Origin of the sequence: Herbaspirillum sp. 3R11 (assembly GCF_004563925.1) — a bacterium.
Classification (GTDB): domain Bacteria; phylum Pseudomonadota; class Gammaproteobacteria; order Burkholderiales; family Burkholderiaceae_D; genus Herbaspirillum.
In genome coordinates, this window is the sequence record NZ_SPNJ01000001.1 from 1,259,736 (window position 1) to 1,272,447 (window position 12,712).

The window sequence follows — 12,712 nt, forward strand, 5'->3', positions numbered from 1 at the left end:
ATGACATTAGTAACACCACGCCATCTGCAAGCAGGATCGCCTTATCCGCTCGGTGCCCATTTCGACGGACTGGGCGTCAACTTTGCCGTGTTTTCCGGCAATGCCACCAAGATCGAATTGTGCATCTTTGACGCCACTGGACGACGCGAAGTCGAACGACTGACCTTGCCTGAATGCACCGACGAAGTGTGGCACGGCTACCTGCCTGACACCTCGCCGGGTCTGGTCTACGGTTATCGCGCCTACGGCCCTTACGAGCCGCAAAAGGGACATCGTTTCAATCCCAACAAGTTGCTGCTTGATCCCTACGCACGCCAATTGGTCGGGCAGGTTCGCTGGACCGATGCCTTGTTCGGCTATCGCCTGCATTCGGCCAAGGGCGACCTCAGCTTCGATCGCCGCGACAGCGCCGCCGCCATGCCCAAGGCCGTCGTCGTAGAAGAGATACCGATCGGGAAAAAATTCCCACGCCCGCGCGTGCCATGGTCCAAGACCGTGATCTACGAAGCCCATGTGCGCGGCATTTCAATGATGCGCGACGGCGTCATGCCGCATGAACGCGGCACCTTTGCGGCGCTCGGTCATCCCGATTTCATCGCCCATCTGCAAAAGCTCGGCGTCACCACGGTGGAGTTGATGCCGGTACATGCGTTCCTGCAAGAAAACTTCCTGCTACAACGCGACCTGCGCAATTATTGGGGCTACAGCACACTGGGATTTTTTGCACCGGAGCCGAGCTATCTCTCGACCGGCGACCTCAACGAGCTGCGCATGGCGGTCCGCCATTTCCACGCAGCCGGCATCGAGGTGATCCTCGACGTCGTCTACAACCACACCTGCTCGGGCAGCGAACTGGGGCCGACGCTGAGCATGCGCGGCCTGGACAACGCCAACTACTACCGTCTGTTGCCGGGTGAGGAGCGCTATTACATCAACGACACCGGCTGCGGCAACACGGTCAACATGTCGCATCCGCGGGTGATCCAACTGGTGTTGGACTCTTTACGCTACTGGGCGGAGGCCTTCGATATCGACGGTTTCCGTTTCGACCTTTGCTCCACGCTGGGGCGCGAGCCAACCGGCTTCGATCCGAACAGCGGCTTCTTCGACGCACTGATGCAGGATCCGGTGCTGTCGCAACTGAAACTGATTGCCGAGCCTTGGGATATCGGTCCGGGCGGCTATCAACTCGGTAACCATCCGCCGCGCTTTGCCGAGTGGAACGACAAGTTCCGTGATGCCGTACGTCATTTCTGGGCCGGCGGCGAAGGCCTGCGCGGCGAGTTCGCCGGGCGCATGCTGGGTTCGTCGGACCTGTTCGACCATCACCACCGTAAGCCCTGGGCCTCGGTCAATTTCATTGCTTCGCATGACGGCTTCACCTTGCGCGATCTGGTCAGCTACGAGACCAAGCACAACGAAGCCAACGGCGAAAACGGCAACGACGGCCACAACGAGAATTACAGCGCCAACTGGGGCATCGAAGGGTCGACCGACGATCCGGTGATCCTGCAATTACGCGCCACCGTGCAACGCTCGATGCTGACATGCGTGTTCCTCGGGCAGGGCACGCCAATGCTATTGGCTGGTGATGAATTCCATCGTAGCCAGCGCGGCAACAACAACGCCTATTGCCAGGACAACGATATCTCCTGGGTCAACTGGAAGGATGCCGCCAGCGAAGAAGGCCAGGCGCTGATCAGCTACGTCGGGCGACTGACGGCAATCCGCCGCGACTTCCCGGTGCTGCAAGGGGACCGCTTCTTGCATGGCAACCGTGAAATCCTGCCCGGCCTCAAGGACGTGTCATGGTTCGACGAGCGCGCCACGCCGATTTCGGTCGAGGACTGGCAGAATCCGGTGGCGCGCGCGCTGACGCTGCAATGTGCCGGCGCCGGCAACGTCGATGCCGCCATCCCCGAGGACGAGGCTGAGCAGCCGGACATTGTGCTGATGTTCTTCAACGCCGGCCACGAACCGATCGAGTTCACCTTTCCGCGCGCCGACGATGCGCATTATCTGCTCATCGACAGCAACATCCCAGACGGCGCCGTTTCCGGAGAAGCCTGTACCACCGCCAGCGTCGAAGTCGCGGCGCACAGCGTGCAGGTTTTCGCCAATCGTCCATGCCGGGAAAAATCATGAACAGTCCAGTCCCTCTTTCACTGCCACTCAATCCGAACAACGTTCGTTTCCACTACCGCCTGCCGTTCGGCGCCGAATACCTCGGCAACGGCCGCACCAGCTTCCGGTTGTGGGCGCCGCTGGCCAAAACCGCCTCGGTCCTGATCGACGGCCAGCGCAAGGTGCCGATGGCGCCGGCCGATGAAGGCTGGTTCGAGGTCGAGACCGATTGCGAAGCGCGCAGCCAGTACCGCTATGTGCTGATGTCGCAGACCGACGGCGAGATCAGCGTGCCCGACCCGGCGTCGCGCGGCCAGGCCGGCGACGTGCATGCCGACAGCATGGTGATCGACGCCTCCGCGTATGAATGGCAGACCGTGGACTGGCGCGGCCGTCCCTGGCATGAGACCGTGCTGTATGAATTGCACGTGGGTGCGCTGGGCGGCTTCGCCGGCGTGTTGCAACGCCTGCCGGAGCTGGCCGAACTCGGCATTACCGCCATCGAACTGATGCCGGTGGCGGAATTTCCGGGCGCTTACAACTGGGGTTACGACGGCGTGTTGCCGTATGCGCCTGACGCCAGCTACGGCACGCCGGAGCAGTTGAAGCAACTGATCGACACCGCCCACGGCCTCGGCATGATGGTGTTCCTCGACGTCGTGTACAACCATTTCGGCCCCGACGGCAATTACCTCAACAGCTACGCCGCGCCGTTCTTCCGCACCGACACCACCACGCCGTGGGGCGAGACCATCGACTTCCGCCGTCCGGAAGTGGCCGATTTCTTCGCCCAAAACGCCTTGTACTGGCTGCAGGAATACCGCTTCGACGGCCTGCGACTGGACGCCGTCCACGCCATCAGCGAACAAGGCTGGCTGCGCGAACTTGCGCGCAAGGTGCGGCGCGCGATTGAGCAGGAAGACGCCGATATCGGCCTGTCGCGCCGGCACGTGCATCTGGTGCTGGAGCATGACGGGAATGCCGCCTCTCTGCTCGACGGCGGCGCAGGCAAGCCGGGCGAGGGCGACAAGTACGACGCGCAGTGGAACGACGACGGCCACCACGTGCTGCATGTGCTGCTGACCGGCGAGACCGGCGGTTACTACTCGGATTATGCGGTGCAGCCGGCCGAGAAACTGGCGCGCTGCCTGCGCGAAGGCTTCGTCTATCAGGGCGAGCCATCGCCGTATCGCGACAACGAAGTGCGCGGCGAATCCAGCGTTGAATTGCCGCCGACGTCGTTCGTGCTGTTCCTGCAGAACCACGACCAGATCGGCAACCGCGGGCAGGGTGAGCGTCTGACCGCGCTGGCGCATCCGGACGCCTTGCGTGCGGCACAGGCCTTGCTGCTGCTGTCGCCGCAGATCCCGATGCTGTTCATGGGGGAAGAATACGGCGCGCCGCAGCCGTTCTATTACTTCACCAGCCACGCCGACGAAAAGCTGGCCGACGCCGTGCGCAATGGTCGTCGCAAGGAGTTCTCGCGCTTTCCAGAGTTCTCCGATCCGCAGGCGCTGGACGCTTTGCCGGATCCGAACAGTTTCTCGACCTTCATGGCGTCGATTCCGGAGCCGGTTTCACCCGAAGAGGACAAGAGTGCCGGCCAGTGGATGGGCTGGTGCTATCGCCTGCTGCAGATCCGGCGCGAAGCCATCACGCCGTACTTGCCTGGCGCAGTCGCGCTCGACGCCCAGGCCATCGGCCTGAAAGCCGTGTATGCGCGCTGGCGGCTGAATAACGGCACCGTGCTCAACATCACCGTCAATCTGGGTGAGCAGCCGCTGCGCGAGTCGCTTGAAACACTGGTGACGCCGGCCGGCGCCGACGTCCTGTTCGACAGCGGCGGCGTGCTTGACGCGCTGGCTTCCGGCACGCTGCCGGGGCATTCCATCCTGGTCATACGAGAGGCTGCAAGATGACTTCCGCTCCTGTTGAAGAAAACCCGCCCAGCGACTACGACCAGGCGGTATTCACACTGGCGGCGCTGGCCGGCATTTCGGTGGACTGGATTGACGCCTACAACCAGCCGCAACGTGTGACGCCGGCGTCGCTGCGCACCATTCTTGCGGCCCTGGGCCTGCCATGCGACAGCCATCGCCAGGCGCTCGACAGCATGGCGCAGTTGCAACGCGCCAACCAGTCGCGCGAGTTGCCGCCGCTGATCACCGCAGAGATTGATCAGCCGGTCTCGCTGCCCGAACATTGCGGCCTGCATGGCCGCGCGTGCCTGATTACGCTGGAATCCGGGCGCAAGCTTGAGCGGCGCGTATCGGACGACGACAGCCGCACGCCGACGCTGGAAGCGATCGATGAATACGGCTATCACCGCCTGCAAGTGGGTGATGCCGAAGTCACGCTGGCGGTGGCGCCGCGCCGCTGCTACAGCGTCGCCGATGCCTTCGACGCCACGCCGCACAAACATTTCAAAGCGCATGCAGATCGCGGTTGGGGCCTGGCCTTGCAACTGTACGGCTTGCGCAGTCAGGGCGACGGCGGCATCGGCAACTTCACCGGCCTGGCCGAACTGGCTGCACGGGCCGGCGTCGAGGGCGCGGCAGCGCTGGCGATTTCGCCGGTGCACGCGATGTTCGCTGCCGATGCGCATCGCTTCAGTCCGTATTCGCCGTCGAGCCGCCTGTTCCTCAACGTGCTGCACATCGATCCGGCTGCCGTTCTCGGCGCCGATGCCTTGGCCCAAGTACTCAATGAAGGCGGCGCCGAAATGCTGGCGCGCCACCAACGGCTGGAACAGACCAGCCTGGTCAACTGGCCCGAAGCCGGCGCCCATCGCATGACGCTGCTGCGCCATCTGCACGCCAGGTTCCGCATGCAGGAGCGACCGTCGGCCGAGCTGGCGGCATTCCGCATGCAAGGAGGGCAGGCGTTGGCGGACCACGCGCTGTTCGAGACGCTGCATCACTGGCAGCAGACCAAAAACATCGACGTCGCCAGCGACTGGCGGCGCTGGCCGGAGCGCTACCACCGGCCCGGCAGCGCCGAGTTGAAACGCTTTGCGGAAGAGCAGAGCGGTGAAGTGGATTTCCATATCTTCCTGCAGTGGCAGGCGTCGCGCTGGATGCAGTCCGCGCAGCAGTCCGCGCGCGAAGCCGGCATGGCGGTCGGACTGATTGCCGATCTTGCCGTCGGCGCCGACAACGGCGGCAGCCAGTCCTGGAGCCACAGTTCGGAAATGATTGCGGGCTTGTCAGCCGGCGCACCGCCGGACTTGCTCAACACCCGCGGCCAGAACTGGGGCATCGGCGCGTTTTCGCCGCTGGCCTTGCGTGCGCAGGGATTCCGCTCCTATATCGCGATGCTGCGCTCGGCCTTCGCCAATGCCGGCGGCGTGCGCATCGACCATGTCATGGGGCTGACCCGCCTGTGGCTCGCGCCCGAAGGCGGCGACGCCAACGAGGGCGCGTACCTGCGCTATCCGGCGCGCGACCTGTTGCGGTTGATTGCGCTGGAGTCCTGGCGTCATCGCGCCGTCGTCATCGGCGAAGACCTGGGCACCGTACCCGAAGGTTTCGACGCCGAGCTGAAGGATGCCGGCTTGTTGGGGATCGGCGTGCTGTGGTTCCAGCGCGATGCGCGCGCCAATTTCCTGCCGCCGCGACAATGGCCGGGGCATGCGATTGCCACCACCTCCACGCATGACTTGCCGACGGTAGCGGGCTGGTGGCGGGGCAGTGACATCGGCTGGCGTACGAAGCTCGATTTGCTGATGCCGGGCGCCACCGACGCGCAGACCCGCGCCGACCGCAGCGAGGATCGCAGCCTCTTGTGGCAGGCCTTGCTCGATGCGGACTGCGTGGTCGGCGACCAGCCGGCCGACGACGCGCCGCAAGACGTGATCGACGGCGCCGCCGCCTTCATCGCGCAAACGCCGGCGCCGCTGGCCTTGCTGCCGATCGAGGATTTGCTCGGGCTGGAAGAACAACCGAATCTGCCCGGCACCATCGATACCCATCCCAACTGGCAACGCCGCCTTCCGGCCACGGCGGAAACGTTGCTGGACCACGCCGACTGCCGCCGCCGCATGCGGCTGCTGCAACGCACCGTTCACGTAAAAAATACAGACAAGACAGGCAGGAAACCTTGAACGCCTCCGTATCCATATCCACCCGGACCTTGATTCCGCGCGCCACGCTGCGCCTGCAGTTCCATCGCGACTTCACCTTTGATGACGCGCTGGCGCAGATTGATTATTTCGCCGGACTCGGTGTCAGCCATCTGTATGCATCGCCGATTTTCACCGCGCGCAGCGGATCGACGCACGGCTACGACGTTGTCGATCCGACCCGCATCAATCCTGAACTGGGCGGCGAAGACGGCCTGCGTCGATTGGTGCAGGCTTTGCATGAACGGCACATGGGACTGATCGTCGACATCGTGCCGAATCACATGGCGCTGGGAGCTCAGAATCCATGGTGGTGCGATGTGCTGCTGTGGGGCCAGCACAGTCATTACGCGAGCTGGTTCGATATCGAATGGCTGGGCGTCGATCCGGCGCTGCACGGCAAAGTATTGCTGCCGGTGCTCGGCAAGCCTTACGGGGAGTTGCTGCGCGCCGGCGAGATCAGGCTGGAGATCGCGGAAGGACGCTTACACGTGGTCTGTCCCGGGAATCGCCTGCCCTTGGCGCCGGAAGATTATGTCGACGTGCTCGGCGCGGCCGATTCATCGCGAATGGCGCAAGTGGTTGCAGCATTCCGGCGTGTGCAGGAAGCCGCCGGTCAGGAAGAGCGCCAGGCTTGCGCCGCGCAGGCCTGGCGCGAACTCGCGCAGGCTGTTGAGAACCCGGCTGTGCGTGCAGACGTGGAGGCGGGGCTGGCCAAATTCTCCGCGCTGACGCCGGACGGCGCGACCGCCTTGCACGAGTTACTGGAGCGCCAGCACTACCGCCTGTGCGACTGGCGCAATGCGGGTGACGAGATCAACTGGCGCCGTTTCTTTGAAATCGGCGACCTGATCGGCATGCGGGTAGAGCAGGACGAGGTGTTCGAAGCCATGCACGCCTTGCTGTTCCGCCTGGTTGGCGAAGGCCTGGTCGACGGCGTGCGACTCGACCATATCGACGGCCTGGCGGAGCCCGCCGCCTATGTACGTCGCCTGCGTCAACGGCTGGAAGCGCTGAAGCAGGGTGCACCGGTCTACATCGTCGCCGAGAAGATCCTCGGTGCGGAAGAAAGCCTGCCGACTGACTGGGGCATCGACGGCACCACCGGGTACGACTTCATGGACCAGGCTGCGGCGGTGTTGCACGATGCCGGCGGCGCGGCGGTACTCGATGGCATATGGAAGGAATATCGCACCGATCCCGATGGCTTCGACTATCTGGTGCACAGTACGCGGCAGCGGTTGCTGGAGCGCAATTTTGCCAGCGAATTCAATGCGCTGACCTCGGCGCTGCATGCGCTGGCGCGCTCTGCGGTGACCACACGCGACCTGTCGCTGATGGCGATCCGGCGCTGCCTGCGGGAGTTGCTGGTGTATTTTCCGGTGTACCGGACCTATGGCGTTCGCGCCGGCTGCGACAGTGGCGACGCCTTCGTGATTCGGGCTACCGCGATGCGTGTGCGCGACCTGTTGGCGAAATCGGATCAGTCCGCGCTGGAGGCGATTGTCGGCCTGCTCGCCGATCCGCCACAGCCCGAGATGCAGGACGAACGTCATACGCAGCTGCATTGGCGCGCGCTGACCCGCTTCCAGCAGCTGACGCCGCCGCTGACCGCAAAATCGACTGAGGACACCGCGTTTTATCGTTACGGCCGCTTGCTGTCACGCAATGAAGTCGGGTCGGAGCCGGCGCAACTGGCAATCGAAACCGAGGATTTCCATCGGCATGTCATACGCCGTCAGCGTGATTTTCCGCTGGCAATGCTGGCGACGGCGACGCACGACCACAAGCGCGGCGAGGATGCCCGCATGCGGCTGGCGGTGTTGAGCGAAATCCCCGCGCACTGGCAAAGCACCCTGCAGCGCTGGCGGGCGCTCAACCAGACTGCACGTGTGCAGATGCCGATCGACGCGGTCGACGAGCTGATGCTGTATCAGACGCTGATCGGCGCGTGGCCGCTGGAGAAAACCGGGGAAGCGGATTTGCTGGAAAGAGTCTCTGCCTGGCAGCAGAAAGCCTTGCGGGAGGCCAAGCGCCGCTCCGACTGGAATGCCCCGGACCTGAATTATGAAGGGCAGTGCGACGGCTTCCTGCGGCGCATCCTGCGCGCTGATGCTGACAATGCCTTCCTGCCGGCCTTGCGCCATTTTGTCCAGGAAGTGGCCGCCGCCGGTGCGCTCAACAGCCTCGGTCAGACCGTGTTGCGACTGACCACGCCGGGCGTGCCGGATCTGTATCAGGGATGCGATCTGTGGGATTTCAGCCTGGTCGATCCGGACAACCGGCGGCCCGTGGATTACGCCTTGCGGCAACAACTGATGCAAACCGGCCAGACCGCACCGCTGACGCTGGAAGACTGGCGCAACGGCGCATGCAAACAACAGGTGATCCGCACGCTGCTGCATTTCCGCAGCGGCAGGGAAGACCTGTTCACCATTGGCGATTATGTACCGCTGACGGTCACGGGTGAACTCGCGGACAAGCTGATTGCATTTGCACGCCGCAGCGAAGGACTAACGATCATTGTCTTGGTCAGCCGTCATGCCGCGCGGGCTATCGTCAGCAGCCATACGGCGCAAACACTGCATGCGGCGACGCCGCTGATTCCACCGCAGCAATGGGGCGACACGGGGGTGCAGTTGCCCGACGGATTGGAAGCAGGTGAATGGCAGAGCATCCTGTCCGGCGCTGAAGGAGCGGTGCGCGAGCAGAAGATTTTCGCGGCGGACGTGTTACGCGGATTGCCTGTGGATGCTCTGGTGCTTTCCGTATGAAAAGACTTGAGGAAAAGGCTTAAGGTTTCTTCAACAGCACAATCGTCTGGCCAATGCTGTAAGCGTCATCTTGCGGATCAATGTATCTGGTGACTTTGAAACCGGTTTTTTCAGCGAGCGTTTCAATTTGATTTCGCGATAAAAACATATTCAAATGTGGTGTTGGTTGGCCGTAGGTAAAGTGCCGGACTGCATCGGCTTCAAGGATGTTCCAGTGTTTGTCCATCTCCAAAAAGGAGAAGAGAAACAGGCCGCCGGGCTTCAGCTTTTGAAAGATATCGTGCGTGTACAAAAGTATTTCGGTTTGCAACAGATGGGTAAACACGCTGAACGCGTAGACGAAATCAAATGTCCCGTTTTCGCCGGGTATTTGCAGGGAATGATTCAGCTGAAACACATAGTTGGGAGGGCAAACCGTCTTGGCATAGTCCAGGAGTTCAGGAATGACATCGACACCGAGGAATGACCGAAGTTGGACTTTCTGCCCGAGCTTCGTTGCAACCCGGCCGCTGCCACAACCGAAATCCAGCACAGTCATGCCATCGCGCAGTCCGCAATGAGTCAATGCATTGGCGGCTGCATTACCGACTCCGTCCCAATTGCCGCCGACTGCCAGGCTCATGGCCTCATTCAAGGGGTGAGCCTTTATCAAATCCCGGACGTGCTTTTCGTAGTCTTCTAAAAAATGGAACTTGGCCACAATTCTCTCCTTTGAATGCCTGATGGAAACTCCGGCCCACATCTTACAACAATGCTGCCGACGACGCGCCTCGCAGCAATTCCTACAGGAAAATGCGGAGCTCGCCTATCGTGAAGCGTTGTCGCGCCGACTAGTATCGGTACAAGACGACAAGAGTGCTTGGCGGCTTACATTTCCAAGGAGATTTACATGTCCTCGATCATATTAGGCAGATTTCAACTGGTGGATGAGACCGAGTACGCAGTGGAGGAGCTGGTCCAGGCCGGCTATTCGCGCGACGCGATCACCACTTTCTATCTCAATCCGGCCGGTCAGCACGACACCTATCCGGTTGGCGGCGACCGCGACGAATCGCCCGGCGCCAAGGACACGCCCGCCGGCGTGGCGGCAGGCGCAGCGACTGGCGCCGTCGTCGGAGCCACGGTAGGTTCGGCCACTGCACCGGTCACCGGCCCCATAGGCCCCGCACTGGGTGGATTGGTCGGCGCGCATCTGGGTTCTCTGGTGGGTACGCTCAACACCACCGACGATACCGACGAGGGTGGCCGTCATACGCAGGAAGTGGAAGTGCGCAAGGCCGGCATGCGCGTGGCTGTGGCGGTGGAAGGCACGCCGCAGGAAAACGAAGCGATCGCCTTGCTGCATTCGCTCAAGGCTGCCGACATCGAGCGCAGCGAGGGGCATATCGAGCACGGCGACTGGGACGACTTCGATCCGCTGGCGCCGCCGCGCTACGTCGATCTGCAGGGCAATCGCTCCTATACAGGCCGGATCTGATCCGGGATCAGGGCCAGGGCATCGGCGTCACGTCTTCATATTGCGCATTTTGCGAATTTTGCGCGTTGGCGGGACGCTGATCTGCGTGTTTGCCTGAATTCAGGCGCGCGCCCAGCAGCAGTTGCAGCTCGCGGTCGGTGGCGATGAAATCGGATGCCTGCAGCGGCTGTGCCGTGTTGGGCCAGTTTTCCACGGCCCAGCGGCGCAGCTCAAGATAACGGCGCATCAGTTCGTCGGCATATTGTTCGCGGGCTTGCGGTTCATTCGGATGGGCATTCATCAATAGCTCCTTGCAGGTTGGCGTGTCAGGTCCAAGCCTAATCCCCCGGGTCGCAGCACGGCATCGGACAGCGCCTGATTGCCCTGTAGGACGGCGCGGACTACGCCAATGCAAAAATACAAAGAAAGAAGGCTGCCATGATGGATGTAGTCGGATGGATCAGCGCATTGTTGTTGCTGCTGACGGTGTCCGCCCAGGTCTTCACGCAATGGCGTAGCGGCAGCACCAAGGGCGTTTCGCATTGGATGTTCATCGGCCAGTTGGCAACCTCGACCGGGTTCGTGATCTATAGCGCGAGCGTCGACAACTGGGTGTTCGTGGCGTCCAACGCCGCGACCTTGTGTGCGGCATTGGTGGGGCAGGTCGTATACCTGCGCAATCGCCGCCGCGCGCCGCAGGACTCCAGGGACAGCTGATGGCGCGCTCCTCCCGGCAACTATTGAGCAGTTTGCAGCAGCCTGCCGAATCCTCGCGGCTGGTCATCTATGCGGCGCTCGCAGGCAACTTCCTCGTTGCCCTCACCAAACTGTGGGCTGCAGTCTGGACCGGCAGTTCGGCGATGCTCAGCGAAAGCATCCATTCCCTGGTCGACATGGGCAACGAGCTCCTGCTGCTGTACGGTTTGCATCGCGCCAATCAGCGTCCCGATCACGATCATCCGCTTGGCTACGGCCGCGAAGTGTACTTCTGGAGCTTCGTGGTGGCGGTGCTGATCTTTACGCTCGGGGCCGGCCTGTCGATCTATGAGGGCATCCATCACATCCTCGATCCAGAACCGGTTGAAAACGTCGTCGCCAGCTACCTGGTGCTGTTGGCGGCGGCCATCTTCGAAGGTTGCTCCTGGCTGCTGACCCTGCACAAGTTCAAGGGCGGCAAGCGCTATGCCGACCTGCCCGACGAGGTGCGGCACAGCAAGGACCCGCCGACGTTCATCGTGCTGCTGGAAGACACGGCGGCAATATTGGGCATTATTGCCGCCTTCATCGGCATCTGGCTGTCGCAGCATTTCAATGAACCGGCCTGGGATGGCGTCGCCTCCATCGTGATCGGTGTCATCTTGGCAGCCACTGCGGCCGTGCTGGGACAGGAAACCAAGGGCTTGCTGATCGGCGAGCGTGCGCGACAGGAGGTGCTGGATTCCATCCTCGCAGAAGCGACCTCGCTGGACGGTGTGGTCGGCGCCAACGGCGTGCTGACCGTCCACCTGGCGCCGCATCAGATCCTGGCGGCGCTCAGCGTGGAATTTGAAGATGATCTCAAGACGCCGCAGATCGAAGCGCTGGTTATTGAAATGGAAACGCGCCTGCACGCGCTGCATCCGGAAATCGTGGCGCTGTTCATCAAGCCGCAAACGGCGGGACGCTTCCGCGATGTGCTGCACAAGCAGCGCAACGAAGATCCGGCGAAGATTTAATCTTCCGCATCCGGGTCGGCGAAACCGAGGCGCTGATGCCACTGAAGCAGTGATTCCTTTGGGAATTGCCCGAACTGCTTGTCCTTGCGGCCGGCCTTGACTTCCACCCACGGCGCTTTGTAGTCCAGCAGCAGATGCGTGTATTCGGGCGGCGTCGGCAACGGTGTGTCGATGGCGGAAGCGAATGGATGCACCAGGTCCGGCCAGGTCGGATCGTACAGCCACAGCGCGCTGCCGCAGCGGCGACAAAAATGGCGCTGGCCGGTGCTGGTGTGGATACGCTTTTCGCCCTTGCGCTTGAGGCGGGCGTGATAGACGCTGACGTCGTCGGCTCCCTTGACCTTGAGACTGTGGAAATCGCCGCCGAGATTGACGGCGTAACCGCCGCCGCCCTGGGTCTTGCGGCAGATCGAGCAATAGCAGCGCTGGTAAGGGTAGGGGGTGTCGCTGTTGAGCGTGAAGCTGACGGCGCCGCAGTGACAGGATCCTTTGAGTTTCATGTTTTCCTCATTTGTTTTTCCCT

At 62.4% G+C, this 12,712-nt stretch carries 10 protein-coding genes; 7 read left to right on the forward strand and 3 right to left on the reverse strand.

Annotation, left to right across the window (positions count from 1 at the left end; all coding sequences use genetic code 11):
• Genes glgX through treY form a run of 4 tightly spaced genes read left to right on the forward strand, consistent with a single transcriptional unit; the run spans position 1 to position 9,018 of the window.
• Positions 1-2,145 (forward strand): glycogen debranching protein GlgX, encoded by a 2,145-nt coding sequence (gene glgX / locus E4P32_RS05960; protein ID WP_116432812.1) that lies wholly within the window; start codon positions 1-3, stop codon positions 2,143-2,145.
• Positions 2,142-4,043, forward strand: coding sequence for a malto-oligosyltrehalose trehalohydrolase (treZ, locus tag E4P32_RS05965; protein WP_116432811.1), 1,902 nt, complete (start codon positions 2,142-2,144; stop codon positions 4,041-4,043). Before glgX ends, treZ begins: the two co-directional genes overlap by 4 nt.
• Positions 4,040-6,226 (forward strand): 4-alpha-glucanotransferase, encoded by a 2,187-nt coding sequence (malQ, locus tag E4P32_RS05970; RefSeq protein ID WP_116432810.1) that lies wholly within the window; start codon positions 4,040-4,042, stop codon positions 6,224-6,226. Before treZ ends, malQ begins: the two co-directional genes overlap by 4 nt.
• On the forward strand, positions 6,223-9,018 hold the full coding sequence (treY, locus tag E4P32_RS05975) for a malto-oligosyltrehalose synthase (RefSeq protein WP_233526547.1): 2,796 nt from the start codon (positions 6,223-6,225) through the stop codon (positions 9,016-9,018). The genes malQ and treY overlap by 4 nt, the downstream gene beginning before the upstream one ends.
• A gap of 19 nt (positions 9,019-9,037) precedes the next feature.
• On the opposite strand, the gene E4P32_RS05980 is transcribed toward treY, so the two are convergent.
• On the reverse strand, positions 9,038-9,718 hold the full coding sequence (locus E4P32_RS05980; RefSeq protein WP_158559700.1) for a class I SAM-dependent methyltransferase: 681 nt from the start codon (positions 9,716-9,718) through the stop codon (positions 9,038-9,040).
• 189 nt (positions 9,719-9,907) lie between these two features.
• Here E4P32_RS05980 and E4P32_RS05985 point away from each other — a divergent pair, with 189 nt between their 5' ends.
• Positions 9,908-10,495 (forward strand): hypothetical protein, encoded by a 588-nt coding sequence (locus E4P32_RS05985; RefSeq protein WP_116433877.1) that lies wholly within the window; start codon positions 9,908-9,910, stop codon positions 10,493-10,495.
• Positions 10,496-10,502: 7 nt separating this feature from the next.
• Here E4P32_RS05985 and E4P32_RS05990 read toward each other — a convergent pair whose 3' ends face one another.
• Entirely contained in the window at positions 10,503-10,775 is a 273-nt protein-coding gene (locus E4P32_RS05990; RefSeq protein WP_116432808.1) for a hypothetical protein, read from the reverse strand.
• Positions 10,776-10,912: 137 nt separating this feature from the next.
• Here E4P32_RS05990 and E4P32_RS05995 point away from each other — a divergent pair, with 137 nt between their 5' ends.
• Both E4P32_RS05995 and E4P32_RS06000 read left to right on the forward strand, forming a co-directional pair.
• Positions 10,913-11,191 carry a hypothetical protein gene (locus E4P32_RS05995; RefSeq protein WP_116432807.1) on the forward strand — a complete coding sequence of 93 codons (279 nt, stop codon included), beginning with the start codon at positions 10,913-10,915 and terminating at the stop codon, positions 11,189-11,191.
• A complete protein-coding gene (locus tag E4P32_RS06000; protein ID WP_167735655.1) occupies positions 11,191-12,189 on the forward strand; it encodes a cation diffusion facilitator family transporter in 999 nt (332 codons plus the stop codon). The genes E4P32_RS05995 and E4P32_RS06000 overlap by 1 nt, the downstream gene beginning before the upstream one ends.
• Here E4P32_RS06000 and E4P32_RS06005 read toward each other — a convergent pair.
• Positions 12,186-12,689 (reverse strand): GFA family protein, encoded by a 504-nt coding sequence (locus E4P32_RS06005; protein ID WP_116432806.1) that lies wholly within the window; start codon positions 12,687-12,689, stop codon positions 12,186-12,188. The genes E4P32_RS06000 and E4P32_RS06005 overlap by 4 nt on opposite strands.
• Positions 12,690-12,712: the final 23 nt, after the last annotated feature.

Coding starts and splice junctions, on each gene's coding strand:
- glgX (WP_116432812.1), top strand. CDS start 1: ATGACATTAGTAACACCACGCCATCTGCAAGCAGGATCGCCTTATCCG.
- treZ (WP_116432811.1), top strand. CDS start 2,142: ATGAACAGTCCAGTCCCTCTTTCACTGCCACTCAATCCGAACAACGTT.
- malQ (WP_116432810.1), top strand. CDS start 4,040: ATGACTTCCGCTCCTGTTGAAGAAAACCCGCCCAGCGACTACGACCAG.
- E4P32_RS05985 (WP_116433877.1), top strand. CDS start 9,908: ATGTCCTCGATCATATTAGGCAGATTTCAACTGGTGGATGAGACCGAG.
- E4P32_RS05990 (WP_116432808.1), bottom strand. CDS start 10,775: ATGAATGCCCATCCGAATGAACCGCAAGCCCGCGAACAATATGCCGAC.
- E4P32_RS05995 (WP_116432807.1), top strand. CDS start 10,913: ATGATGGATGTAGTCGGATGGATCAGCGCATTGTTGTTGCTGCTGACG.
- E4P32_RS06000 (WP_167735655.1), top strand. CDS start 11,191: ATGGCGCGCTCCTCCCGGCAACTATTGAGCAGTTTGCAGCAGCCTGCC.
- E4P32_RS06005 (WP_116432806.1), bottom strand. CDS start 12,689: ATGAAACTCAAAGGATCCTGTCACTGCGGCGCCGTCAGCTTCACGCTC.